28 protein-coding genes are annotated in these 23,252 nt (G+C 68.7%); 10 read left to right on the plus strand and 18 right to left on the minus strand.

What is annotated here, in order from left to right; all coding sequences use genetic code 11:
* The first annotated feature begins 24 nt into the window (after window positions 1-24).
* The 6 genes from ACWEO7_RS03035 to ACWEO7_RS03060 all read left to right on the plus strand — a co-directional run bounded on the left by ACWEO7_RS03035 (window position 25) and on the right by ACWEO7_RS03060 (window position 4,311).
* Window positions 25-1,263 carry a helix-turn-helix domain-containing protein gene (locus ACWEO7_RS03035; protein WP_452420308.1) on the plus strand — a complete coding sequence of 413 codons (1,239 nt, stop codon included), beginning with the start codon at window positions 25-27 and terminating at the stop codon, window positions 1,261-1,263.
* 191 nt (window positions 1,264-1,454) lie between these two features.
* Entirely contained in the window at window positions 1,455-1,916 is a 462-nt protein-coding gene (locus ACWEO7_RS03040; protein WP_452420310.1) for a hypothetical protein, read from the plus strand.
* Window positions 1,913-2,401: a DNA-directed RNA polymerase subunit beta gene (locus ACWEO7_RS03045; RefSeq protein WP_452420312.1), complete on the plus strand. Its 489-nt coding sequence runs from the start codon at window positions 1,913-1,915 to the stop codon at window positions 2,399-2,401. Before ACWEO7_RS03040 ends, ACWEO7_RS03045 begins: the two co-directional genes overlap by 4 nt.
* Entirely contained in the window at window positions 2,398-2,664 is a 267-nt protein-coding gene (locus ACWEO7_RS03050) for a hypothetical protein (RefSeq protein ID WP_379253999.1), read from the plus strand. Before ACWEO7_RS03045 ends, ACWEO7_RS03050 begins: the two co-directional genes overlap by 4 nt.
* Window positions 2,665-2,857: 193 nt before the next feature.
* A complete protein-coding gene (locus ACWEO7_RS03055; RefSeq protein WP_412807476.1) occupies window positions 2,858-3,211 on the plus strand; it encodes a hypothetical protein in 354 nt (117 codons plus the stop codon).
* Window positions 3,212-3,591: 380 nt separating this feature from the next.
* On the plus strand, window positions 3,592-4,311 hold the full coding sequence (locus ACWEO7_RS03060) for a hypothetical protein (protein ID WP_452420314.1): 720 nt from the start codon (window positions 3,592-3,594) through the stop codon (window positions 4,309-4,311).
* Window positions 4,312-4,348: 37 nt separating this feature from the next.
* On the opposite strand, the gene ACWEO7_RS03065 is transcribed toward ACWEO7_RS03060, so the two are convergent.
* The 10 genes from ACWEO7_RS03065 to hemL all read right to left on the minus strand — a co-directional run bounded on the left by ACWEO7_RS03065 (window position 4,349) and on the right by hemL (window position 13,043).
* Window positions 4,349-5,023 carry a Uma2 family endonuclease gene (locus ACWEO7_RS03065; RefSeq protein WP_452420316.1) on the minus strand — a complete coding sequence of 225 codons (675 nt, stop codon included), beginning with the start codon at window positions 5,021-5,023 and terminating at the stop codon, window positions 4,349-4,351.
* A 137-nt stretch (window positions 5,024-5,160) separates the two neighbouring features.
* Window positions 5,161-5,763 (minus strand): hypothetical protein, encoded by a 603-nt coding sequence (locus ACWEO7_RS03070; protein WP_452420318.1) that lies wholly within the window; start codon window positions 5,761-5,763, stop codon window positions 5,161-5,163.
* Window positions 5,760-6,083, minus strand: coding sequence for a hypothetical protein (locus tag ACWEO7_RS03075; RefSeq protein ID WP_452420320.1), 324 nt, complete (start codon window positions 6,081-6,083; stop codon window positions 5,760-5,762). Before ACWEO7_RS03075 ends, ACWEO7_RS03070 begins: the two co-directional genes overlap by 4 nt.
* A 418-nt stretch (window positions 6,084-6,501) precedes the next feature.
* Window positions 6,502-7,467, minus strand: coding sequence for a c-type cytochrome biogenesis protein CcsB (gene ccsB, locus ACWEO7_RS03080; protein WP_356962571.1), 966 nt, complete (start codon window positions 7,465-7,467; stop codon window positions 6,502-6,504).
* 2 nt (window positions 7,468-7,469) lie between these two features.
* Window positions 7,470-9,116, minus strand: a complete 1,647-nt coding sequence (gene resB / locus ACWEO7_RS03085; protein WP_452420322.1) for a cytochrome c biogenesis protein ResB — start codon at window positions 9,114-9,116, stop codon at window positions 7,470-7,472.
* On the minus strand, window positions 9,113-9,940 hold the full coding sequence (locus ACWEO7_RS03090) for a cytochrome c biogenesis CcdA family protein (protein ID WP_452420323.1): 828 nt from the start codon (window positions 9,938-9,940) through the stop codon (window positions 9,113-9,115). The genes resB and ACWEO7_RS03090 overlap by 4 nt, the downstream gene beginning before the upstream one ends.
* Before the next feature lie 40 nt (window positions 9,941-9,980).
* On the minus strand, window positions 9,981-10,235 hold the full coding sequence (locus tag ACWEO7_RS03095) for a hypothetical protein (protein WP_450017658.1): 255 nt from the start codon (window positions 10,233-10,235) through the stop codon (window positions 9,981-9,983).
* Window positions 10,232-10,873 (minus strand): TlpA disulfide reductase family protein, encoded by a 642-nt coding sequence (locus ACWEO7_RS03100; RefSeq protein WP_452420325.1) that lies wholly within the window; start codon window positions 10,871-10,873, stop codon window positions 10,232-10,234. Before ACWEO7_RS03100 ends, ACWEO7_RS03095 begins: the two co-directional genes overlap by 4 nt.
* On the minus strand, window positions 10,870-11,520 hold the full coding sequence (locus tag ACWEO7_RS03105; RefSeq protein WP_452420634.1) for a histidine phosphatase family protein: 651 nt from the start codon (window positions 11,518-11,520) through the stop codon (window positions 10,870-10,872). Before ACWEO7_RS03105 ends, ACWEO7_RS03100 begins: the two co-directional genes overlap by 4 nt.
* A gap of 203 nt (window positions 11,521-11,723) precedes the next feature.
* Complete coding sequence (hemL, locus tag ACWEO7_RS03110; protein ID WP_452420327.1) at window positions 11,724-13,043, minus strand: glutamate-1-semialdehyde 2,1-aminomutase; 1,320 nt, start codon at window positions 13,041-13,043, stop codon at window positions 11,724-11,726.
* A 192-nt stretch (window positions 13,044-13,235) separates the two neighbouring features.
* Between hemL and ACWEO7_RS03115 the strand changes: the two genes are divergently transcribed.
* Window positions 13,236-13,622 (plus strand): hypothetical protein, encoded by a 387-nt coding sequence (locus tag ACWEO7_RS03115; RefSeq protein WP_355071956.1) that lies wholly within the window; start codon window positions 13,236-13,238, stop codon window positions 13,620-13,622.
* Window positions 13,623-13,643: 21 nt separating this feature from the next.
* Here ACWEO7_RS03115 and ACWEO7_RS03120 read toward each other — a convergent pair whose 3' ends face one another.
* The 5 genes from ACWEO7_RS03120 to hemB all read right to left on the minus strand — a co-directional run bounded on the left by ACWEO7_RS03120 (window position 13,644) and on the right by hemB (window position 16,882).
* The gene (locus ACWEO7_RS03120; RefSeq protein ID WP_450017652.1) at window positions 13,644-13,865 is read right to left on the minus strand and encodes a hypothetical protein; all 222 of its coding nucleotides are present in this window, start codon (window positions 13,863-13,865) and stop codon (window positions 13,644-13,646) included.
* Window positions 13,866-14,322: 457 nt separating this feature from the next.
* Window positions 14,323-14,583 carry a hypothetical protein gene (locus ACWEO7_RS03125; RefSeq protein WP_452420329.1) on the minus strand — a complete coding sequence of 87 codons (261 nt, stop codon included), beginning with the start codon at window positions 14,581-14,583 and terminating at the stop codon, window positions 14,323-14,325.
* Window positions 14,580-15,062, minus strand: a complete 483-nt coding sequence (locus ACWEO7_RS03130; RefSeq protein ID WP_452420331.1) for a hypothetical protein — start codon at window positions 15,060-15,062, stop codon at window positions 14,580-14,582. The genes ACWEO7_RS03125 and ACWEO7_RS03130 overlap by 4 nt, the downstream gene beginning before the upstream one ends.
* 321 nt (window positions 15,063-15,383) lie before the next feature.
* On the minus strand, window positions 15,384-15,899 hold the full coding sequence (locus tag ACWEO7_RS03135; protein ID WP_452420333.1) for a hypothetical protein: 516 nt from the start codon (window positions 15,897-15,899) through the stop codon (window positions 15,384-15,386).
* Between the two features lie 5 nt (window positions 15,900-15,904).
* Window positions 15,905-16,882, minus strand: coding sequence for a porphobilinogen synthase (gene hemB / locus ACWEO7_RS03140; protein ID WP_452420335.1), 978 nt, complete (start codon window positions 16,880-16,882; stop codon window positions 15,905-15,907).
* A gap of 206 nt (window positions 16,883-17,088) precedes the next feature.
* Here hemB and ACWEO7_RS03145 point away from each other — a divergent pair, with 206 nt between their 5' ends.
* From ACWEO7_RS03145 to ACWEO7_RS03155, 3 genes are all read left to right on the plus strand, one after another.
* Window positions 17,089-17,874, plus strand: a complete 786-nt coding sequence (locus tag ACWEO7_RS03145) for a hypothetical protein (protein ID WP_452420336.1) — start codon at window positions 17,089-17,091, stop codon at window positions 17,872-17,874.
* A 35-nt stretch (window positions 17,875-17,909) separates the two neighbouring features.
* Entirely contained in the window at window positions 17,910-18,719 is an 810-nt protein-coding gene (locus ACWEO7_RS03150) for a tetratricopeptide repeat protein (protein WP_452420338.1), read from the plus strand.
* 116 nt (window positions 18,720-18,835) lie between these two features.
* A complete protein-coding gene (locus tag ACWEO7_RS03155) occupies window positions 18,836-19,108 on the plus strand; it encodes a hypothetical protein (RefSeq protein WP_452420340.1) in 273 nt (90 codons plus the stop codon).
* 11 nt (window positions 19,109-19,119) lie between these two features.
* Here ACWEO7_RS03155 and ACWEO7_RS03160 read toward each other — a convergent pair whose 3' ends face one another.
* From ACWEO7_RS03160 to ACWEO7_RS03170, 3 genes are all read right to left on the minus strand, one after another.
* The gene (locus ACWEO7_RS03160) at window positions 19,120-20,682 is read right to left on the minus strand and encodes a uroporphyrinogen-III synthase (RefSeq protein WP_452420342.1); all 1,563 of its coding nucleotides are present in this window, start codon (window positions 20,680-20,682) and stop codon (window positions 19,120-19,122) included.
* A 61-nt stretch (window positions 20,683-20,743) separates the two neighbouring features.
* Window positions 20,744-21,799, minus strand: a complete 1,056-nt coding sequence (gene hemC, locus ACWEO7_RS03165; protein WP_452420344.1) for a hydroxymethylbilane synthase — start codon at window positions 21,797-21,799, stop codon at window positions 20,744-20,746.
* Complete coding sequence (locus tag ACWEO7_RS03170) at window positions 21,796-23,238, minus strand: glutamyl-tRNA reductase (RefSeq protein ID WP_452420346.1); 1,443 nt, start codon at window positions 23,236-23,238, stop codon at window positions 21,796-21,798. The genes hemC and ACWEO7_RS03170 overlap by 4 nt, the downstream gene beginning before the upstream one ends.
* Window positions 23,239-23,252 lie beyond the last annotated feature (14 nt).

Consider the following 23,252-nt stretch of genomic DNA (forward strand, 5'->3'; position numbering starts at 1 on the left):
CAGCCATCGGCGGAGGAGTACGCCATGAACGACATTCCCCCGAACGAAGTCGGGCGCAGGTTGCGTGAGATTCGTGCCTGGCGCGGGCAAAGCCTCGAAGTCGTCGCGGGTCTGGCCGGTATCAGTTTCGGATACCTCGGCCGCCTCGAGCGCGGGGAGCAAGCCTTGTCCAACCGTGCCACCCTGGAAGCGTTGGCGCGGGCGCTACGCGTCTCTCCCTCAGAGTTCTATCCGGCAGCTGGGCAAGCTGGTTCCCGTGCCGAAGGCAACGAGGCCGCCCATGCCGGAGTCGTCGCGATCGAACGCGCGCTGGATGTCTACGAACTCGGCGACGACCCCGGCGGCGCAGTCCGCGAATGGCCCGCCATCGCCGCCGACCTCGAGCGGCTAGCCGAAATGGCGCAGATGACCTCGGACTATGCCGGGCAGACCGAACTCACGCCCGCACTCTTGGCCGAGTTGCACGCGGTCTACGCCCGGTCACCGGAACATCGTCGCAACGTGCTGCGCGGCTTGATCACTTGCTACGCCTCGGCGATGTGGGTGACCAAGCGTCTCGCGGGCCGTGGTTTGCCACTGCTGGCCGCGAAGGCCGCGCAGGAATGCGCCGCCATGCTGGAATCTCCGGCCTGGTCCGGGTTCACTGTCTGGCTACGCGGTGATGCGACAGGCGGCCTGTCCCGGCCCGAGCAATACCGGCGCGCGGTGCGTTGCATCGACGAACTCAGTCCGCATTTGGACGACACGAACGTTCTGCAAACCTCCGGCATGCTGCACCTGTCGGCTGCGCTCGCCTCGGCGGTACAGGGCGACCGGTCGACCACCAACACGCATTTGGACGAAGCCACCGCCCTGGCCGAGCGCATGGAGACCGAAATCGGAGCGTTCGGTCGTATGTGGTTCGGCGCGTCCAATGTCGGCATCTGGCGCGCGTGCATCGGCATGGAATTCGGTGACGGCGCAAAGGTGGCCGAGGACGCACGCAGCGTCAACGTGCACAGCATCCCTAGCAAGTCCCGGCAAGCCGAGTTCTACATGGAAGTCGGCCGAGCCCTGCTGACCGACCCCATCCACCGTGAACAAGGCGTGCAAGTACTGCTACGCGCTGAACACCTTGCGCCCCAGCGTGTACACGCCGACGTCCTGGCCCGTGAAGCCGTGGCCGATGTGCTCCGCGCCGCGCGTCGCGATGCGGGCGGCCGTGAGCTGCGCGGCTTGGCTTGGCGACTCGGCATCGCTCCTGAGCACACGCCGAGGAACTGATCGAATTCCCGCGCTTGTCCTTCGTGGACAAATCTGTTGTGGCCCAGCTCATAACGTCTGCCCCGGCCCCGACGCCGGGGTGAGCCGGCCACCTCATCATCTCGGCCGCGCCAGTACAGCCATGACCGCTGGCTGGTGCTGAGCCCTCGGCGTCGGGTGCTTTCCAATCGGATCGCAGGGAGGCGCAGGGGATGGATGCGAGCAGTCGGCAGGGGTTGTATCGGGCGGGAGTGCCTGAGCTGGAGCGGATCGCGGCGTATCTGAAAGACGAGTCGACGCCGTTGCGCGGCTCGCTGACAGATACGCACGGCGCACTGGCCATCGGGATGCGGTGCGCGGCGGTCGCGGGGGCGGACGCCGTGCACGATCGAGCGACGATCGAGGCGCTCGCACGGCGGCACGGTTACACGCTGGCCGCGATCTATGTGGTTGCGCCGCACACGGTATCGCCGGTGGCGGCAGCGCGTGTGTTGGAAATGGTGCACGTCGCCCGCGCGAGTGCGGTGATAGTTCCGGGGATGGCGCATCTGGGCGGCTCGGTTCCGGCCGACTTCACGCGAGTGTGCAGTGTGATCATGCCGGGACATGTGATGCTCGGCCGCGCCCTGTACCCGACCCCGGCACCGTCGGGGGACGCGGAGGCTCAGGCATGAGCGCGCCAGGCATCGAAGGCTTCGATCTTGCAACCCCATCCGGGCAGTGCGCGTACTACAAGATGATCTGTCAACTCCCTGCCGAGGTAGAACCCGAAGCACTCGGCCGAATCGTGGTGCGAGCAGGTTCGCTGGTGTGGGGTGTCTCGGTGCCGGAGCCGTTGGGGCGGGCAGCGACGGACCGGTTGCGCAGCGGCGGATACGGTCTCGGCCCGATCATCACGCACCCGCATTCCCTGACCTGGACATTCCTGGTGCGGCCTGATCTGCCCGACGAACCTCGAATCTTCGCGGGCCTGTTCCGGGATCGCGTGAAGGTGATCCGCGACGGCGGATTGATCGCCCTCCCTTCCCCGGCCGACAGCAACACCGTATACCGCGCATGGCTCGAGGTTCCCTGCGACACCTACCGGCCCTCAGGACGGCTGGTGGTGGAAGCAGTGCAAGCATCCCTGCTCGCCCGAGCGGTCGGGACAAGCCGATGAACTCGCACGGCGAACCGATCACGCCCCCGATTCGCAGTCTCACGACCGGCCCCGCCCAGTCTCCTCACCCGGAGGAACCCGACGTACACCTTTCGGTCTACCTGCACGACCAGCGCATGGACTTCGCCGCATGCCTCACCGCCGCATTGGTATTCGTCCAGGACTGGAACGCCCGCCACCGCCCCGGCGCGGTAACCGTCCTACCCGGCGACCCCACCGGCCTCCCCCGCCTCCCGAACGAACGGCTCTACCTCGAATGTTGACCAGGCCGCCCAGTGCCCGCCGACTGGGCCAGAGAACCGACCGAGTCACTCAAGGGAACCGAAACCGTGGCTGGTGCGTCAAAGCATGTTGTCGTCAACCGCGCCACGGGAGCGATAGCCAATACGGTTCAGCCCACCGTGATCGTGAACGAGAGAGGCAAGATCATCACCGCCTACCCAGGAGGAGCCTGTGGTGGAAAAGTCTGATCCGAATCTGGCTGAACTCACTGATTCGGTGATTCGTGCCGGTAACGAGTGGGGATACCAGATCGGCCGCGACAGCGCAGGTCGGCTGCTACTCACGGCTGTAGGCGAATCACCGGTGGTTCCCCCCGTAGAGTTCCGCTTCACCGACCAGGAACTTCATGACTACTATTCGCGCCTCGCGGCGAAAGCTGGAACTCCCAATGGCGAGAGCACGCCGTGGAAGACGTGGATGGTTCTGATGTCGACTCACCTCAGCGAGGCCGTCTACAAGGCGGGGGTGCTCAACCAGCCATGCGCCATCGTGATCGATAGGGCTGGATTCTGGGCCGAACCGGCGTAGCCAGCGGATCGAGCTACCTCACGCATCACCGAGCAGGAACTCGATGGATCGCAACTCGTTCCATGCCGCCAGTTCCTCTGTCGTCAAAGCATACCGAGCGGCGAGCTCCCCGATCTCCTCTCGTGTCAGCCCTAGACGCCGCAGGGCCTCTCGATGGCGCGAACGAAGTCCTGCGGCCGTGCTGGGTTCAATCGTGACTGTCATCAGCGAAACACCGTCCTTGCTTCGTCGACCGTCTCCGCTCACTATGCCCACACCTCATTCTCTGATCAGATCGAAGAAACCCTTGGGATTACCGCGACAGCAGGCTCTATATGAGCGCACGAACGTGATTCCGGATGGGTGGGTGGAAACACTTCGTCGACCAAGGAGGTAACTCGGTGCCCGATCCAGACGCCGACGGCCGGTTCGATCTGCTGCTGTACCGCACGATTCCGTTGGTCCTCGCCCCGGCCGGTACTGCAGTCGGCCCCCGGGTGCGGGGAGTGGTACGCGCCAACTCCGGACATGCCCGGATCGTGCTGTCGCCGACCGCGACGATTGTCTCAGGAATCGCCGTGGATTACGAATTATCTTCCGGCACAGGCCTGCTCGATGTTCCTGGCGCTGTCGACCACGCCCGGTTCACCGTCGCGCCCGCTGTCACACAGCTACTGGCTGACCACGAGGACCAACCGCGTGACAGCCACGGCAACACCGTCCTCGCCGCGGCCGATACCGGGTTCGACTACACCGCCGAAGCCGATTCCGGTGACCAACGCCTGTTCAGTCTGTTCAGCCTCTTGGTCGGTGGCGGCCTGCCCTGGTTCGCCGACGACTACACGTTCGCAGGATTCTTGTACACCGACGCCGACACCTGCCGCATCTACATTCGCATCACCCGCACGGACCGCACCTACGGCATCGACTTGGCTGTCAGCGGCGTCGACGGGCGTCCGACCGGCTACGCCTACCTCGCCCAGGAGCTGGCACCGCTGGCCCGTACCGGCGACCTTGCCCGCCAGCCGATCCTCGATGACACCGACGACTACTGCGACAGCGTCGTGGACCTGCGCGCCTGGATGGGACCGGCGGGGTCCGGAGCCTCCAGTACTGTCTGACCACTGAGTGTGAGCAGCCGCTCCTGTTCGACTTGGCTCACCGAGTCTCACCGAGTGAGTCGGATTCGAGTTCGGTCCACGGGATGGCGATCGGGAACGGGCGGCTGAATTCGAGACCGTCCGAGTTCTCGTGGTTCCACTCTGCCGCGACGATGTAGTTGGCGGAATGGAGCGGCTGTGCACCGTTCGGGAGTTGCGCATGGCCGATGTCGAGGCCGTAGACACGGACGACAGCGATCGCGCTGACCTCACGGGCCAGCGTCACCTCCCAGAGCCAGGGGATGCCGGCGCTGGCGTAGCGAATCTTCTTGGCCTCGATGTCCGTCTGCGTGACGGCCGGGGACAAGACCTCACCGACCAAGAGAACATCACTTCCCCGTACGTCCTGAGAGGGCGATTCGAGACAGCGGTGGACGAGGAAGTCCGGCGTCAGGAAGTCGGATTTTCCCGTGCGGCCGAGGAACACATTGGTTGCGGAGTTGACGCGCCAGTCACGTTCCGGCTCGTCCGACATCGACTTTCGTACACAGCGCTCGAGGGAGTCGGTCAAGCGGCGTGTGAAGAGCTGATGTTCGCCGGGCTGGCGCCTTACCCAAACCACGGAGCCGTCCCACAACTCGATTTGCTCCGCGATATCCTCGGGGAGCCGTTGCAACTCCTCCCACGTCATCGAATCGGGAAGGTCGGGCCGTCCGATGCGTGGCAGCAGCATGACGCGATCGTATTGAGCGACGCTGCCCGACGCACTCTTGTTTCTCCTGTCGGAACGCACCACGCACCTATTGAAATACGCGCGCACCGCCGAGCTCACCACGGCAGCTGTGGCTCCAGATGCTCCTATACCGGCGGTTACTGGGTAGCCAGCCAGTTCCGAAATCTGCTCTCCGCCAGCGCATTCTGGTCAGCATGAGGGTAGGTCGACGGCCACTCAATATCGTATTCGTCTAGGTGGGCGACGACTTCGGCCGACGTGAGCAGCGCGGACGAGAGCAGAGCCGCTATGAACGCATGGTCTTTCGGCCGTCCTGCCAGCCCTTTCGCCACACACAGATCCAGCGGATGCAGGCACAGGCCATGACGGGTGAAGAAGCCATCACCTGGCGTGTAAGCGGTGACATGCACCGGGACCAACCGCAAATCCCAGCAGGCGGGCAGAATCAGGGTCTCGCGGTGCACGCCTTCGACATAGATGCCGTGCAGACCATGGAATTCGGAGTCCTCGCCGACGAACACATCCAGGATCGAGAGCTTGGATTCCACGGCCGCACGGTCAGCACCAGCGAGCCCCGAATACGGGTACATGTCGACCTCACGCGACATCGTGACGGCGTCTGGCAGCTGGTCATCGTCGTAGGAGCCGAGGATCGATTGGGAGCCGAAGATGACGACGTGCGACTCTCTCAGGGTCACGCACGCAATGCGGATGGCCTGCTCGAGTTGGACGCGGTTCACCCAGCCAATGCCATCTGTCGTGCGTGCAGATCGGCCAGCGCTTCGCGGCGTTCCTTCTCGGATAGGACCACGTTCAACGGCGACAAGCTGGCGAAAAGCTCATCGTCATTCATCTCGCGGCGCACCTCAGCAACGCTACTGGTCAGCAGCATCACACCCCACTTGGCCAGAACCTCATGCATGAGCGGACCGCGTACGTGAGTGCGTGTCACGTTCAGGGCCTGGAAAAACATGGCGCTGTCGAGCGGAATGCGCTCACGCTCGATCTTGCTCAGGGCGCGGTCGGCCATCAGGCGTGCGCGCATTGCTTTACGTGTCATCGCCAGACTCCTTTCCGCGCCTGCATCAGCCCACCAACTGGGCCGGTCATACGGCCATTGTGGCACAAAACGCACGGGTTACGTGCTTTGTGGTGGCGCAATTGACACGTGGGGGAGTTGCACCTGTCGGCACTTGCCAACATCGTGGGGTCCGCAGGACCGCGTTCAGTTATACCGTCTCGACGATGCTCGAAGGGGCGCAGCCATCAGGCCGTGCAGGCCCGCATCCGGCACGGTAGCGGCAATCACTACCTTGCGATACCACGCCCACCTGTGGCCCGATGCCGATGAGACAACGCGAGCCACGGTTCGGCTGCGCATTCAACGCCCGACTCGCAACTACTGCGTATTCACTGCGTAGCGACCACCGGCGCGACACGAGTACCCGCCACACACGTGAATGCGCTGGTCGATCCCTTTAGTTCAACCCCGCATACGAATGCAACCCGCTGATCACCATGTTGATGATGAACAGGTTGAACAGCATCGCGACGAAGGCGGCGATGTTGATCCAGGCGGCCTTCGTGTCGCGCCAGCCGGAGGTGGCGCGGGCGTGGAGGTAAGCGGCGTAGAGGACCCAGGCGATGAAGGAGCAGGTTTCCTTCGGGTCCCAGCCCCAGAAGCGGCCCCAGGCGGCTTCGGCCCAGATCGCGCCGAGGATGACGCCCGCGCCGAACAGCGGGAAGCCGATGATGGTGGCCTTGTAGGCGAGCCGGTCGAGGGTGCGGGCGTCGGGCAGTCGGCGGGCGATGGCGCCGAGGACGTTGGCCGACTCCTGGCCGTCCGGCTGACGCAGGCGGTAGAGGAAGAGCATGCTCGCCACGCCCGCGAACAGGAATACGCCGCTGCCCACGCTGACGATGGTGACGTGTACCGGCAGCCAGAACGACTTCAACGCGGGCACCACGGGTGCGGCGTCGGCGTAGAGCACCGTGCCTGCGAGGAACAGCAGGATCAGCACCGGTACCAGCAGGAACACCCACATGGCGCGGTAGCGCTGCTCGCGCAGGAGCGCGATCCCGACCAGCACGGCGGCCGCCGTCGCCATGGTGACGAACTCGTACATGTTGCCCAGCGGGAAGCGGTGCGTCGCGAAGCCGCGCAGCACGATCGCGCCCACGTGCAGCGCGATGGCCACCATGAGCACCGAGAACGCCATGTTGCCCAGCCGCTCCGACAGCGGCCGCCCCGCGGGCTCGCTGACGCGGCCGGGTCCCTGCGGTGTCGACCCGCCGCCCACCGTCACCAGCTCGCGCTCGGAGACCTGGCGGCTACGCGCCGTCGCGTACTGCCAGATCAGCAGTACCAGCACCAGCGCGTACACCACGATCGCCGTTTTGAAGGCGAAATCGCTGTACCTGGCGATGGTCTCGTCGATCGGCATCGTCACTCTCCCGTGGTCTCGGCGTGCTCATCGAGCAGGCGCGTGCGCAGCCGTTCGAACTCGCCGCCCCAGCCCGCCTGGTCGGTCCTGGCGAGCCCGCCCATCTCTACTACAGTGCGTCGTTGTTCCACGGTACCGCCCGCGTCCTCGGCCGGGTAGACCCGCACCCAGATCCGCCTGCGCTTGATCAGCAGCGACACCAGCAGGCCCGCCATCATCAGCAGCGCGCTCACCAGCACCCACTGCTGGGCCGGGTCATGTGAGACCTGAAGATTCACGAACTCCTGCGCGCCGTCGAAGGTGACCTTGGTGCCGTTCGGCAGCGTGGTCGACTCGCCGGGGCGGAGATTGACCCTGGCCTCCTTGGTGAGCCTGCCCTGCTTGACCTGCTCTGGGTCCAGGGCGAACAACGATTGCGGCTTACCGGTGTCGAGGCCGGTGTCGCCCCGATAGATGTCGACCGCGACGGCGGGATCGTTCATCGCGGGGTACGCGGAGGACAGCAACGATCCGTGGAACATCGCCGTGGGCGCGAACAAGCCCTCGATCGCGATCTGGTTCTTGCGGCGCTCCTCGTCGCTGGCGTACATGCCACCGGGCGGGTCGATCCGCAGCACGCCGCTGGACAGGAACGTCGAGGCGTCGTCGGGCCGCCACTGAATGGACTCGGTGCGGGTCTGGCCGTTGGGGAAGGTGACCGTGAAGGTCGGCGCGTAGCCGTGCCCTTGCAGGTAGAGCCGGTCACCGGCGACGCGGAGCGGATGGTTGACCTGCACCCTGGTGTCGCGCCAGGTGTTCGACCGCAGATCGTCGCCCGCCTGGTAGGAGAGGTTCGCGGTGAACATCTCCGCTTGCCCGTTGGTCAGGTAGTCGGCCTGGAAATCCTTCACCCGCACGCACACCGGGGTCATGCCGGTGCCGTCGTTGACGTTGCCCGCCTTGAACGAGTCGAACACCGCGGGCGAGGTGGTGCAGAAGCCGGGGCCGTTGTTCGCCAGCACGATGACGCTGCCTTCGTAGCCGAACAGCTTGCCCATCGCGATGGCGACCAGCAGCCCGACCAGCGCGAGGTGGAACACCAGATTGCCGAGTTCGCGGGTGTAGCCCTTCTCCGCGGACAGCGCCAGTTCACCCTGGCGAGGACCGGGGCGGACCTCGGTGCGCCAGCCACGCAGCTGGGCGCGGGCGTGGTCGATCAGCTCCTGCGGCGACCGCTCGACCCGGCCCGCGTAGTGGTGCGGAAGCCTGGTCAGGTTGCGCGGCGCGCGCACCGGCGGTGTGCGCAGAGCGCGGTAGTGGTCGAGCGTGCGCGGCAGGATGCAACCGACCAGTGAGATGAACAGCAGCACGTAGACGGCCGTGAACCAGAAACTGGAGAACACGTCGAACAGCTCGAAGCGGTCCATCCACGGGCCGAGCGTGGGCCGGCTGGCAATGTACTGCTCGACCTTCTGCTCGTTGAGGTTCCGCTGCGGCAGCAGCGCGCCGGGAATCGCGGCCAGAGCGAGCAGGAACAGCAGGACCAAGGCGGTGCGCATGCTGGTGAGCCCGCGCCAGGTGTTGCGCAGGAACGCCCAGGCCCGCCCGATCAGTGATTGACGCGGCGGACGCTCGGGGCTTTCGATCGTGGGGTGGTCGGTCACGGTCATATCGGCAGGGTCACCTCGGAGACGAACGCGTCGCGCACCCAGGCGACGAACTGGTCCCACGCCCCGGTGACCAGCGCGGCGCCGACCGCGACGAGCAACATGCCCCCGATGATCTGAATGGTGCGGGAATTGCGGCGCAGCCACCCGACCCCTCGCAGCGCGCTCGCCGACCCGAACGCCAGCACCACGAACGGCAGACCGAGGCCGAGACAGTAAGCGACGATCAGCGCGACCCCGCGCACCGCCGTGGTCCCGTCGGTGCCCGCGGCCACGGCCATGACGCCCGACAGCGTGGGGCCGAGGCACGGCGTCCATCCCAGCGCGAACACCCCGCCCAGCAGCGGCGCGCCCATGAGGCTGGTGAGCCTGCGCGGCTCCATCCGGGTGTCACGCTGCAACGCGGGCACCAGGCCGATGAAGACCAGGCCCATCAGGATCGTCACCACACCGCCGATGCGTTGCAGCAGTTCACGATTCACGTTGAGGGTCTGGATGACGCCGAACACGGTCGCGGTGGCGAGCACGAAGACCACGGTGAAACCGGCGACGAACAAACCGGCCGCACCCGCGACCCGCATCCGCCCCGACCGAGGCGGCCGCGCGGCAGTCGCGACGCGTCCGCCGGTGGCCTCCGCCACCGTGGCAGGCGGCGCCTCCGCGCCGACGAGTCCGGCCAGATAGGACAGGTACCCCGGCACCAGGGGCACCACACACGGCGAAGCGAACGACACCAGACCCGCGAGCAGGCACGCGCCGAGCGCCAGCAGCAGCGGCCCGGAGGCCGCCGTCTGCTGGAACGAATCACCGACTGCGGCGAGCACCATCACAGGTCCTCCCCGGTACACGGCGCGGTGCGCGCGAGGGTCACACCGAGTCCTCCCGCGTATCCTCCGGCGATCGTCCGGCGCCGCGGCGCGGCGCCACCGTCCGCTCGGTGGCCGCGGGTTCCTCGGCCGCGTCGAACGCCGGGAAGTCCAGCAACGACTCGGCCGCGACGCTGCGCGGCACGGTGGCGATGCCCGCCCACCGGTCGTCGACGGCCCATCCGCCGCCGATTCGTCGGGCGCCCTGCCGTGGCCGACAGGCGCGCAGGTGGCGGGTACGACGGTCGCGATTCACTGTGATTCCTCCGCGGCGATACTTTCGACCACTGACTGCAGATCCTCGGCGAGCAGGGACCGCAGGAATACCGCGGCGACCCGGTGTTGCCGGTCGAGGACGAGCGTGGTGGGGATGACACTGGTAGGGAAATTCCCGCCGAGCGCCAAAAGCGTGCGCATCGACGGGTCGTAGATGGACGGGTAGCCGACCTTGTTGTCGACCACGAAGTCTTGGGCCTTGTCCTGTTGTGGGTCGCGGACGTTGATGCCGAGGAAGGCGACGCCTTTGTCCTTGGTCGCTTCGTAGACCTTTTCCAGGGCGGGCGCCTCGGCGCGGCACGGACCGCACCACTGGCCCCACAGGTTGAGTACCACGACTTTGCCCGCGTAGTCCTCCACCGAGGTGGTCTTGCCCGCGGTCATCAGGTCCGGACCGGCGAGTTTGCCGATGGTGCCGCGCGCGGCGGGCGGATCGTAGCGGATGTCGGTCTTGCCGCCGGGCGAGACGAATTCGAAGGTGCCGCCCGAGGCCACCGCGTCCGAACCGGTCGAACAACCCGCGAGCGCTGCGATCAACGCCACGCACGCGAGCAGAGCCGGCAGCACCCGCCCGGCGCGTGCCGAGGGCGGGATGGGGAACGCGGTGCGGTGCGTCATGCGCCGTGTACCGAGGGGTCCGAGCCGCCGGCGGGCTCGGAGTAGACGATGTCGACCAGCGTGTCGCCGTGATAGACGAGCGAGGTCAGCGAGGCGAGCGAGCACTGCCGTTGCCGGGGGTCGTGCCAGAGGCGCTGGCCCTGGAGGAACCGCCGTAGCGTCCACACGGGTAGCTGGTGGGAGACGAGCACCGCCTCCCGCCCGGCCGCTTCGACCCGGGCTTTGTTCACGGCCGCCAGCATGCGGTGCGCGATCTGGAGGTACGGCTCGCCCCAGGACGGGGTGAAGGGGTCGCGCAGCTTCCACCAGTGCCGCGGCTTGCGCAGCGCGCCGTCGCCGACCGAGACGCGCAGGCCTTCGAAGGTGTTGCCCGCCTCGATGAGGTTCTCGTCGGTGCGCACGATGACGTCGTGCTGCGCGGCGATCGGCTCGGCGGTCTCCTGAGCACGCTGCAGCGGCGACGCGATGACCACGGCGATGTCGTGATCGGCCAGGGTCCGCGCGACCGCGGCGGCCTGCGCACGGCCCGCCACCGAAAGGCTGAAGCCGGGCAGGCGGCCGTAGAGGATGCCGTTCGGGTTGTGCACCTCGCCGTGGCGCAGCACGTGCACGATCGTCTCGAGCGCGGCGGCGCCGCCGTCGTGCACCCGGTCGGCGGCGCTGGTCCGCGCGTCGGCGCGCTCCGCCGCCTCGGTGCTCCCGGCGGCGAACTGCTCACCAGCGTCGATCACGGTCTCGTCCGCGGCCGGATCGATCGCCACGGTCGCGCCGTGCGTCGCGGTCACCTCCGGCTCGGCGGACGGCTTGGCCGGCTCGCGCCGGTCGGCATCGGGCTGATCGAGGTCGGAGGTCACGCGCGGGATCCTTCGGGGGTGGCGGCCGCCGCCGCGTGCGCGGCGGCGGGCAGAGCGGTAGCGATACGGTCGAACGCGTCCTCGTCGAGCGCCGCGGAGACGAACCACGCTTCGAACGCGCTCGGCGGCGCGTACACGCCACCGTCGAGCAGGGCGTGGAAGAACGCTGGATAGCGCCAGGTCTCGCTCGCCTTGGCGGCGGCGTAGTCGGTGACCGGGCGTTCGGCGAAGAACACGCTCACCATATTGCCTGCGAACTGGACCTGGTGCCCGACGCCCGCGGCGGTCAGCGCCGAGGTGAACAGCTCGCCGAGCCGCCGCGCGTTGCGGTCCAGCGCGGTGTACACCGCCTCGTCGGCCGCGCGCAGTGTGGCGAGGCCCGCGGCCACCGCGACCGGGTTACCGGACAGCGTCCCGGCCTGGTAGACCGGCCCGAGCGGGGCGAGGTGATTCATGATCTCGGCGCGACCGCCGAACGCGGCCGCGGGCAGACCCCCGCTCATCACCTTGCCGAAGGTGTAGAGGTCGCCCGCGACGCCTTCCCGGCCGAACCAACCCGCGGCGCTGACCCGGAATCCGGTCATCACCTCGTCCATGACGAGCAGCGCCCCGTGCTCGGCGGTGAGCGCGCGCAGTCCCGCGTTGAATCCGGGCAGCGGCGCCACCGCGCCCATGTTGCCCGCCGCCGCCTCGGTGATCACGCAGGCGATCTGACCCGGGTTCGCGGCGAACGCGGCGGCGACGGCGTCGATGTCGTTGTAGGGCAGCACGATGGTGTCGGCGGCCTGCGCGCCCGTCACGCCGGGCGAGGTGGGCAGCCCGAGCGTGGCGACGCCGGAGCCCGCGTCGGCGAGCAGCGCGTCGACGTGGCCGTGATAGCAACCGGCGAACTTGATGATCTTGGTGCGTCCGGTGTAGCCGCGGGCCAGCCGGACCGCGCTCATCGTCGCCTCGGTGCCCGAGTTCACCAGCCGTACCCGCTCCACCGGCGTGACCCGCCGCACGATCTCCTCGGCGAGTTCGATCTCGGCTTCGGTCGGCGCGCCGAAGGACAGGCCCCCGGTCGCCGCGCCGCGCACCGCATCGACGACCGCCGGATGCGCGTGGCCGAGGATCATCGGCCCCCAGGAGCAGACCAGGTCGACGTACTCGTTGCCGTCCGCGTCGACGAGCCTCCAGCCGTCGGCCGAGGCGATGAATCGCGGTGTGCCGCCGACGGATCGAAATGCCCGCACCGGAGAGTTGACGCCACCCGGAATCACCGAACTCGCCCGGTCGAAGAGCTGAGCGGAAACCGGCACAGCTGCACTGGTCACGCGCGGAGAAGAACTCACGAGTTCCAGTCTCTCAGCACCGGAAAATCGGCTTGACGACAGGGTGTAGTGCAGTGATGCAGGCCGCAGCCGCCCGGCAACACGCCGAGGTGGGGTTCGCGCGGATTTCGATCGCTGAACGGTTGCCGGTGCGTAGTCTCAGCTCACATTCGTCCATCGTTCGGGAGGGTCTGCATGCGGATTGCCATCGTCAGCGTGGGTGTGCTCGCCGTCGTCGCGGGGGCCGCAATGGCACTCGGCGCCGGATCCGCCGCCGCGCAGCCGCTCGATCAGATCGACGACGTGCGGCTGGCCATCCCCTTGGACCACACGGCGACCGCAGCGCTGGCGGGCGGGCCGATTCCCGCCGTGGTCACCATGTTCGTCCCGCCCAGCCGGATCGGCGCCGGACTGAAGAACGACTCCGCGATCTACCGCGACGACCGCGGTGCGGTGCACGCCACACTGCGGCAGGTGGTGCTGGAGGCGGCGGGCCATCCGGACGGCACGGTCACCGTCTACCTGAACGCCCCCGGCACCCGCGACGGCCGTGTGCTGGACATCTACCAGCACTGGAACTGAACGGGCGCCGGGCCGCCGCCGTCAGGCGTACATGCAGGGGACCTGCGCCGACATCGTGTGCAGGAAGCACATGAACCCGTTGTAAGGGCCCGCGGATCCGGAATCCGGCACCAGGATCGGCGCATCGACCGGGTTCGCGTCCTCCAGTGGCAGTCCCGGGGTCGCGCCTGCGGGCGCGGCTCCGAATCCGAGGGCGGCAGCCACGGCAAACGCGGCACAAATCTTCACGGCGAACCGGTTCATCGAACACTTTCCTTCATCGACGCACGGACCAAATACGGCCGAAATACTAACGGCCCCAGGGCCATTCCAACCAAAGCGCACGGTCGGCGGGCGTCGGGCGCCGAACCGGGAGCGGTAGCACGGTAACCCGACGGCGCGCGGTCCGCAGCGGCTAGCAGGCAATCGGTGGCTACGCGATGCCCAGACAGAACGCGGCGAAGCCGGTCGTCACCAGGCACGCCAACGGCGCCGGCAGCGCGTGCAGCAGCGGTGCCGGCGGCGTGGCCGCGAAGGCGGGTGTCACCCGAACAGGCTCTTGCGGAACGGTTTCGGCGGACGCTGTGGCTGGTACGGCCGCGGCCGCGCCGATCACACCGGCCGCCACCGCACCGAAAAGTGCTCGCTGGACAGTTGGTTTCATGTGATCGGCGTTCCCGCTGCGCGCAGCATGAAACGACCGCAGACGAATTCGCGTCGATCAGCGCACGGCTCCGGCGCCACGCAGTCCACGCGCGAGCCGGGCCACGGCGTCGATGGCGAGCACACCGGCCACCGCGACGAGCAGCGTGGCCAATAGCCACCAAGGCGCGGCATAGCGGATCGCGGTGAAACCCGGGGCGTCGCCGGACGGCGGAAAATCGGTAGTGCGTACACCCGCGCGTGCGCTCAACGCCGCCCCGATCAGCGCGAGCACGAACAGATCCACTTCCACCAGCACCGCGACCAGCCAGCGCCTCATCGGTCCACTCCGTCCGAACTGCGTTGGACGGCCTCGGTCAACGCCGTGCGCAGCGCCTTGTGGTCTCTGGCCCAGGCCTGCACCAGGCTGCCGTCGGCCAGCCGCAGCCCGATGCCGGTGCGGCGGCGCGGCACGCCGGTCAGCTCACCGAGCGCCTTGGCCGACTCCCACTCTTCGTCGTCCCAGGAGTTCTCGTCCCGTTCCGGCAGGACCTCCGCGATCGAGCTCAGCGGGAGCGACTCGGTGCCCGAACGCAGCGTCTCCGCGGTGAGTTCGACGCCGACGTGCCGTTTGCCCGCGATCACTTGCAGTGCGACGAAACCGGCGATCAGCGCGGCACAGAACAGCAGGGCGAACCAGTGCACGTCACCACCGGTGACGAGTTCCAGGACGAGAACGGCCAGGCACAGGATCGGCCCGTAGGCCACGGCGCGCCAGCGGGCGCCCGGCTCGGTGAACAAGACGGCTTCGGCGGTCACGCCGGAGCCCCCACGGCAGCGTGGACCAAGGCGGAGAACGAAATCAGCGACTCAGGCCGGGCAGCAACAGCACGGCGACGGTCAGCACGGCGAACAGAATCAGCAGACTCAAGACGGCCAGATCCCGCCGAATGCTGTGCGGCTGCTGGATCACCACTCGCATCGATGCCTCCGATCCTCCGGAGCCATTTGCCGAGTTCCCGCGCGTAAAAAGCGCCAACGAACGGCAGACGACTACCGGTTCCCACGTCCACTGTGACAACCCTCACCATACATGCCGGACTGTCTCGGACAAATTGGAAACCTGTTCCATTCAGAGCCTCAACGCCTGCCCGGCTGGAAGTAGGCGGTGGCTTCGGGCCGGTGGGACAGATAGATGGCGCCGACCGCGAGCACGCCCTGCACGATGGAAGCACCGCCCGCAACGAGCGAGGCCGTCCCGGTCACCGCGTCGATGGCCAGCAACGCGCCGACGCCGATCACCACGGACCAGGCGCCGAGGACCGTCAGCACGGTGCGCGCCCACGGTTTGCCACGCCCGAACTGGTGCACGATCACCAGCGCGAGCGCGGACAGACCGAGCCCGATCAGCACCACGACCACGTAGACCAGCGACACCATCAGCTCGGCGCTTGCCATCGTGACCTGCGGATCCTGCATCCTCGCCTGCTCGAAGACCTGTTCGGCGAACGTGCGCCGCTGATCCAGGGCAGCGACGATCGAGGCGATCAACTGCACCATGCCGAATCCGACCACACCCCACCACAGCTGCCGCGCGGTACCGACGTCCTCCGGCATCGGGGGCCGGGCCGAGCCCGCGGCGAACGGTCCCGCCATATTCGTCACGACAGCCAGTTCGCGGCCTCGGTCGCCCAGTAGGTGAGCACGAAGTCCGCGCCGGCCCGGCGAATGCTCAGCAGCGACTCGAGGACGGCGCCGCGGCGGTCGATCCAGCCGCGCTCGGCGGCGGCGGTGATCATCGCGTACTCGCCGGAGATCTGGTAGGCGGCGACCGGCACCGTCGAGCGATCGGCGACCTCGCGCAGAATGTCCAGATATGACATGGCCGGCTTGACCATGACTATGTCCGCGCCCTCGGCCAGGTCCAGTTCCAGCTCACGGATCGCCTCGCGCCGATTTGCCGGGTTCTGCTGGTAGGTGCGCCGGTCGCCTTCCAGTGAGGAAGCGACCGCTTCCCGGAACGGTCCGTAGAACGCCGAAGCGTATTTGGCGGAGTAGGCCAGGATGCCGGTATCGATGCGCCCGGCCGCGTCCAGACCGCGCCGGATCGCGCCGACCTGACCGTCCATCATGCCGCTGGTGCCGAGCAGGTCGGCGCCCGCCTCGGCCTGGGCGAGCGCCATCTCGACGTAGCGGTCCAGCGTCGCGTCGTTGTCGACCGCGCCGTCGGCCGCGAGCACACCGCAGTGCCCGTGATCGGTGAACTCGTCCAGGCAGGTGTCGGCCATGACCACGGTCGAGTCGCCCACCTCGTCGGCGAGGGCGCGCAGGCCGCGGTTGAGGATGCCGCGCGGATCGCTGGCCGCGCTGCCGACCGCGTCCTTGTCCTCCGGACGCGGCACGCCGAACAGCATGATGCCGCCGACACCCGCCGTGACCGCCTCGACCGCCGCCTTGCGCAGCGAGTCGAGCGAGTGCTGCATCACGCCCGGCATGGAGCCGATCGGACGCGGCTCCGCCAAGCCGTCGGCCACGAACATCGGCAGCACCAATTGCCGTGGTTCGAGTGTGGTTTCGGCCACGAGACGGCGCAGAGCGGGAGTACGGCGCAACCGCCGTGGGCGGTCCATTCCGGTCATGAATCGCACGATACGCCCGGCGCGATCCGCTGTCGCGAGCGCCCGTGGCCCGCTCCGCGGCGCCGGGCCCGACCCTCTGGGACAGCTGCCGCGCGTTACCCCGGCGATCACTCATGTCATCCGAGTGATAACAGTGTGCGAAATCACACATTACCCCCTGACGAAGGCGCATACTCCGACTAGGCGAGACCCGCTGGGGGACAAGCATGGCCGATCCGCACATCGACATCTCGCTGGCCAGAGCCGCCGACTTCGAGTCGTGGGCGGCGGTGTTGCTGGCCGACTGGTGGCCCGTGCTCACCGACGGATTGCCTCCGCCCGCGTTCATGCTGCGGGTCTGGCGTGCCACCGACGCCACCGGGCAGAACTTCGCCGTGGAGTTCGTCGCACGACAATCGGCCGCGCCCGAGGTGATGCCGGGCGCGCACGTCGCCTTCCGGATGCTCGGCATCCGGCCCGACGAGCCCGAGTGGATACGCAGCCGGGGGACGCACCTGGCCGGCGGCACCGAGGACGCCATCGTCCAGTTGCGCTTCTCCGACACCGCCCGCTGCGTCTTCCTCCGCCTGCAGAGCAGGCCGTGCCAGGTGACGGAGGCGGCGGGCCGGCAACTGTGCGCAGGAGCTGAGACCAGTCTCCGGTTTCCGGACACCACTTCGGGGCCGCTGGACGTGCGCGTGGCCCGCAACAGCGCACGGCATCTACTGGCCCAGCACAGCGCACGGCATGCCACCCCGGCCGATCCCTTACAGCTCGGACCGCCGCAGCGGGTCGCCGACATCGGCTGGGCCTTCATCTTCCCGTGGTCGACCACATCCTGGTACCTCGACGGCTCGGTACCCACGCTTCCGCCGGGCAGCCGGGGGCCGATCGTGGTCGTCAAGGACACCGGACACACCTGGCTACTGGACAGCCTCCGCAACTACGACGCGCAGCTGACCGCGTACGCGCACGCGAACGGGTACCGCGTCCCGATGGAACAGGCGCCATGATGGACGGCGTGGTGTTCCGCGAGACGGGCTGTTAGATGACCGAGCCGCCGAGCGAGGTCGAGTTGGTCGCCATGCAACGGCGTGCCGAAGCGCTGTGGCACGCGGGCGACGCGGCGGGCGCCGAACACTGGCTGCGCCGGGCCGCCGCGGGTGGCAGTGCGCCGGCGATGGGCATGCTCGGCACGCTGCTGGGGGCCGACGGGCGGATCGGCGAGGGGATCCACTGGCTGGAGACCGCCGCCGCCCGCGGCAACGAGGCGGCGGGCATGCAGCTGGGTCTGCTGCACACCGAGCGCGGGAATATCGATGAGGCGGAGCGCTGGCTACGGCCGGCCGCCGAGCGCGGGTTGCCGGAAGCCCTCTGCAATATGGGCGTCATCGCCAACCGGCGTGGACGCGACGAAGAGGCCGAGCAGTGGTACGAACGAGCCGTCCGCGCCGGAAATCCTACGGCCATGCGCAGTCTCGGCTTGCGCTTGGCGCGCCGCGGCGAATTCGACCGCGCCATCGACCTGCTCACCGAGGCCGCGCGGCGGGGAAGGACCGATGCGATGGCCGTGCTGGGCGCCTTGCATCTGGACCGCGGCGAGCCGATCGAGGGTGAGCGGTGGTTGCGCAAGGGCGCCGAAGCGGGCGACCCGGACTCGATGTTCCACCTCGCGCTGTTGCTGCGCGCTGCCAACACCCCCTACCTCGCGGGCGATTTCGCCGACCCCGAGGTGCTGCGGACCGCCGCCGCCATCGCGACCGGCCGCACCCCGGCGCAGCGGGAAGCCAGGCAGTGGCTGGAACACGCGGCCGCGCTGGGCCATCCGCAGTCGATGCGACTGTTGCACGATCTGTGAGCCGCTGGACGCTCGAAAACCCTTCTGGCCAGCCAAGTTTGTCGGTCCCCCCGGGTACAATCGAAGGTACGTTCGAGGGGGCTCGCCCGCCCCCGATCGCCACGGGAGGGATGCCAATGCGCACACCACGAACCGTTCTCATCGATCACCCCTACACCCCTTTGCAGAAGCGCCCGCTGCCTCCGGGCCGCCCCAGGGCGTGGTACGTCCTGCACAACCGGCGGCTCAAGGCGATGCGCCTGGCGATCGCACTGCTCGACTCCGGCGTCTACGCACCGAGTTACGCCACCAACAAGCGACTCAGGCACACCGCGGAGGTGATCGGCATCCGCCCGCCCTCCGACGCCACCTGCTCCATGGTCCGCACCTTGATGCGCAGGCGGTACTGAGTCCGATCCCATTACCTACTGCGGCGGCTCTTCTTGCGCGGCGGCGGCAGGAGTCCTTCGGCGCGCAGCCGGGCCGCGTGCTCGGCCAGCGCTTCGACCAGAGGACCGACCTGGGCCACGTCGGGCTGCACGTCCACGCGCAGACCGAATTCGATGGCGGTTTCGGCGGTCTTGGGGCCGATGCAGGCCACGATGGTGCGGGCGTGCGGCTTGCCCGCGATGCCGACCAGGTTGCGCACCGTGGAGGACGAGGTGAACAGGACCGCGTCGAAACCGCCGGTCTTGATCATCTCGCGAGTCTCCGCGGGCGGCGGCGAAGCGCGCACCGTGCGGTAGGCCGTGACGTCGTCGATCTCCCAGCCGCGATCGCGCAGGCCCTCGGCCAGCGTCTCGGTTGCGATGTCGGCGCGCGGCAGCAGCACCCGGTTCACCGGGTCGAACACGTCGTCGTAAGGCGGGAAGTCGGCCAGCAGACCCTCGGAGGACTGCTCGCCGCTGGGCACCAGCTCGGGGTTGATGCCGAACGACCGCACCTTGTCGGCGGTGGCCTCCCCCACGCAGGCGATCTTCACACCGGAGAACGCCCGCGCGTCCAGACCGAATTCGGCGAACTTCTCCCACACCGCGCGGACCGCGTTGGTGGACGTGAACACCACCCACTGGTAGCGACCGTCGACCAAACCCTTGACCGCGCGCTCCATCTGGGCGGGGCTGCGCGGCGGCTCGACCGCGATGGTCGGCACCTCCATCGGGATGGCGCCGTGCGTGACGAGCCGTTCGCTCATCTCCGCGGCCTGATCCTTGGTGCGCGGCACCAGCACGGTCCAGCCGTACAGCGCGCGCGACTCCCACCAGGACATCTTCGAGCGTTGCGCGACCACCTTGCCGATGGTCACCACCAGCGGGCCGACCAGTTCGGAGGCGGCGCTGTTCAGCGTGGCCAGAGTGGCCTCGATGGTGCGCTGCTGACGGGTGGTGCCCCGTACCGTCACCGCGACCGGGGTCTGCGGTGCCATGCCGTGCTCGACCAGGGCGCTCGCGGTCTCCGCGAGATGACCCGAGGTCGCGTGCAGGACCAGCGGGCCGGGCGCGGCCGCGAGCGCGGCCCAGTCGACCTCGCCGCGCACGTCCGCCTCGGTGTGCCCGGAACCGAGCGCGATGCCGGCGTAGCTGGGCACCGCGGAGCCATTGGGCAGGCCGGGCAGCACCTCGAAGACCATGTGCGAGCGGGTGACGGCGTTGACCTCGGCGATCACCGAATCGGTGGTCAGCGGGTCGCCCGCGACCACGCGCACCACGTCGTGCCCGGCACGCGCTTCGGCGATGAGCGTCTTGGCCACCTCGGCCGGCTCGCCGAGCGCGGGCCGCACGTCGACGGGACGTTCGCCGTCGGGCCCCGGCTCGACCGAGGTGCCGATCAGGGCGAGCACACCCTTGTCGACGTCCGGGTCGGTGAACGCCAGCGTCGCCCGCCCGATGACCTCACGGGCCCGCACCGTGAGCAGCGCCGGGTCACCCGGACCCGATCCGACGAAAAGAATGCGACCGGGGTGCTTCTTCGTGGCTCGGCTCATGCCTGCACCTCGCTTGCGCTCGGCTCCGGCATACCCGAAGGCACGGTGCCTATGCTTCCGCTCATCGGCTGTTCTCCATTGGGCTGGGGTTGGGCAAGTCTGTGGCGGGCGAACTCACCGCCCGGGTGGGGGAACCGTCGTCCGGTTCGGTGGCGAGCAACTCGCGCGCACCCATGTCGAGCAACTCGCGGGCAAGCGCGCGGCCGAGCTCGGCGGCGTCGTCCGGGGCGCCGACCACCGACGCGCGCAGCACGTCGGATCCGTCGACGGCCGCCGCGCACGCGCGCAGCGACAGCTCGTCCACGATCCGCCCCTCGTCGTCGAGCGATTCGACCACCTCGGCGAGCGCACCGATCGGTGCGGTGCAGCCCGCCTCGAGTTCGGCCAGCAGCGACCGCTCGGCGGCGACCGACGCGCGGGTGGCCGCGTCGTCGAGGCCGGAAAGGATCTCCACCAGCGCGGTGTGGTCGCTGCGGCATTCGACCGCGAGCGCGCCCTGCGCGGGAGCGGAGAGCATCTGCACCGGCTCCAGCGACTCGGTGACCGCGTCCAGCCGATCGATGCGGGCCAGTCCGGCTCTGGCCACCACCACGGCGTCCAACTCGCCCTCGCGGACCTTGCGCAGCCGGGTGTCCAGGTTGCCGCGCAGCGGGACGATGTCCAGACCGAGCCCGAGCGCCCGCAACTGAGCGGCGCGACGCGGCGCGGAGGTGCCGACCTTGGCGCCCGCGGGCAGCTCGCCGAGGACGAGTCCGTCGCGCGCGACCAGCGCGTCACGCGGGTCCTCCCTGGGCGGGATGGCGGCGATGGTGAAGCGCGGGTCCTGCGCGGTCGGCAAGTCCTTGTAGGAGTGCACGGCGATGTCGATCGCGCCCGCCGCCAGCTCGTCGCGTAGCGCGGAGGTGAACACGCCGACGCCGATCTTCTGCACCGGGTCCGACGACAGGTCACCGGCGGTCTTGATGACGACCAGCTCGGCGGGCTGCCCGGCCGCGATCAGCGCGTCGCGCACCGTGCCCGCCTGGGTCAGCGCGAGCAGGCTCCCGCGGGTGCCGATCCGCCACGGGGCACGAGTGCCTTCCGCGGTGGCGTTGCCTTCTCGGTGAACCATGGTCATGCCGTCTGCCCCTGTTCCTCGCCGCGATGGCCCGCGGTGAAGTCGTCGGCCAGCGCGATCTCCCCGTCGGCCAATGTGATCTCGGCGCGGTCGTCCGCGAGCGCGGTGATCTCCATCGGCGCGGCGACCGCCTGGGCCGCGCCCGGCTTCAGTTCGAACAATTCGCGCAGCGCCTCGGCGTAGCTGTCGCCGCCCGGCGTGGAGGCGAGCTGCTTGACCCGCACCGTCGGCGCGTGCAGCAGTTTGTCGACCACCCGGCGCACCGTGCGGGCGACCTCGTCGCGTTCCGGGTCTGCGAGGCCGGGCAGCCGCGAATCCAGACGCAGCAGTTCGGCCTCGACCACCTCCGCCGCACGCTGGCGCAGCGCCGCCACCGTCGGGGTGACCTCGGCCATCCGCTGTCCGGCGAGATACTTCGCGAGCTCGTCGGCGACGATCGATCGGGCGGCCGCCGTGTCGTCGGCGGCGGCGCCCGCGGCCGGATCGCGCTGCAAGGTCTCGATGTCGATGAGCGTGACGCCGGGCAGCCCGGCCACGGCGTGCTCCACATCGCGCGGCAGGCCGAGATCGCAGAACACCAACGGCCGGTCCACCGTGGCGAATTCCTCGCCGCGCTCGCGGTCGGTGAGCGCGCGGTGGGTGTCGGCGAGCGTCACGACCGCGCCGACCGCGCCGGTGCAGGTGACCACCACGTCGGTCGCGGACATGGCCTCGGTGAGCCGCGACAGCTCCATGGCCTCCGCCTCGACGCCGTGCGTCCGCGCGGTCTCGGCGAGCCTGCGCGCCCGCGCGATGGTGCGGTTCACCACGATGATCCGGCCGATCCCGGCTCGGGAGAGATGCGCGACCGCGAGACCGCCCATGGCCCCCGCTCCGACCACCGCGGCGGTCCGGCCGGCCAGGGGGCCGAGCACCTGCTGCGCGCGATCGAGCGCGACCGACACCACCGACGCGCCCGCGCGGTCGATGCCGGTTTCGGCGTGCACCCGCTTGCCGACCCGCAGCGCGTGCTGCGCCAGCTCGTGCAGGGTCCGCCCGACCGCGCGCTGCGCGTCGGCGGAGGCGTAGGCCCCGCGAATCTGGCTGAGCACCTGCTGCTCGCCGACCACCATCGAGTCCAGGCCACTGGCGACCGCGAACAGATGCTCGGCGGCGGCCTCGGAGTAGCGGACGTAGGCGTGCTTGGTCAGATCCGGCATCGGCAGGCCGGAGTGCTTGGTCAGTAGATCGCCGATCTCGGCGAGACCGCCGTGGAAGGCGTCGACCACCGCGTAGACCTCGACCCGGTTGCAAGTGGAGACGATCATCGCCTCGGACACTCGGCTGGAGGAGATCAGACGGTCGATCAGCTTCGGCCGGTCGGTGTCGGTGACGGCCACCTTCTCCAGCACGGGAACCGGCGCGCTGCGGTGCGAGATGCCGACGAGGAGAACGCTCATGCCGTCACCGTCCC

Source organism: Nocardia sp. NPDC004260 (genome assembly GCF_053603155.1).

Coding starts and splice junctions, on each gene's coding strand:
- ACWEO7_RS03035 (WP_452420308.1), top strand. CDS start 25: ATGAACGACATTCCCCCGAACGAAGTCGGGCGCAGGTTGCGTGAGATT.
- ACWEO7_RS03040 (WP_452420310.1), top strand. CDS start 1,455: ATGGATGCGAGCAGTCGGCAGGGGTTGTATCGGGCGGGAGTGCCTGAG.
- ACWEO7_RS03045 (WP_452420312.1), top strand. CDS start 1,913: ATGAGCGCGCCAGGCATCGAAGGCTTCGATCTTGCAACCCCATCCGGG.
- ACWEO7_RS03050 (WP_379253999.1), top strand. CDS start 2,398: ATGAACTCGCACGGCGAACCGATCACGCCCCCGATTCGCAGTCTCACG.
- ACWEO7_RS03065 (WP_452420316.1), bottom strand. CDS start 5,023: ATGCTGCTGCCACGCATCGGACGGCCCGACCTTCCCGATTCGATGACG.
- ACWEO7_RS03075 (WP_452420320.1), bottom strand. CDS start 6,083: ATGACACGTAAAGCAATGCGCGCACGCCTGATGGCCGACCGCGCCCTG.
- ccsB (WP_356962571.1), bottom strand. CDS start 7,467: ATGCCGATCGACGAGACCATCGCCAGGTACAGCGATTTCGCCTTCAAA.
- resB (WP_452420322.1), bottom strand. CDS start 9,116: ATGACCGTGACCGACCACCCCACGATCGAAAGCCCCGAGCGTCCGCCG.
- ACWEO7_RS03090 (WP_452420323.1), bottom strand. CDS start 9,940: ATGGTGCTCGCCGCAGTCGGTGATTCGTTCCAGCAGACGGCGGCCTCC.
- ACWEO7_RS03100 (WP_452420325.1), bottom strand. CDS start 10,873: ATGACGCACCGCACCGCGTTCCCCATCCCGCCCTCGGCACGCGCCGGG.
- ACWEO7_RS03115 (WP_355071956.1), top strand. CDS start 13,236: ATGCGGATTGCCATCGTCAGCGTGGGTGTGCTCGCCGTCGTCGCGGGG.
- ACWEO7_RS03120 (WP_450017652.1), bottom strand. CDS start 13,865: ATGAACCGGTTCGCCGTGAAGATTTGTGCCGCGTTTGCCGTGGCTGCC.
- ACWEO7_RS03125 (WP_452420329.1), bottom strand. CDS start 14,583: ATGAGGCGCTGGCTGGTCGCGGTGCTGGTGGAAGTGGATCTGTTCGTG.
- ACWEO7_RS03135 (WP_452420333.1), bottom strand. CDS start 15,899: ATGGCGGGACCGTTCGCCGCGGGCTCGGCCCGGCCCCCGATGCCGGAG.
- hemB (WP_452420335.1), bottom strand. CDS start 16,882: ATGACCGGAATGGACCGCCCACGGCGGTTGCGCCGTACTCCCGCTCTG.
- ACWEO7_RS03145 (WP_452420336.1), top strand. CDS start 17,089: ATGGCCGATCCGCACATCGACATCTCGCTGGCCAGAGCCGCCGACTTC.
- ACWEO7_RS03150 (WP_452420338.1), top strand. CDS start 17,910: ATGACCGAGCCGCCGAGCGAGGTCGAGTTGGTCGCCATGCAACGGCGT.
- ACWEO7_RS03155 (WP_452420340.1), top strand. CDS start 18,836: ATGCGCACACCACGAACCGTTCTCATCGATCACCCCTACACCCCTTTG.
- ACWEO7_RS03160 (WP_452420342.1), bottom strand. CDS start 20,682: ATGAGCCGAGCCACGAAGAAGCACCCCGGTCGCATTCTTTTCGTCGGA.
- hemC (WP_452420344.1), bottom strand. CDS start 21,799: ATGACCATGGTTCACCGAGAAGGCAACGCCACCGCGGAAGGCACTCGT.
- ACWEO7_RS03170 (WP_452420346.1), bottom strand. CDS start 23,238: ATGAGCGTTCTCCTCGTCGGCATCTCGCACCGCAGCGCGCCGGTTCCC.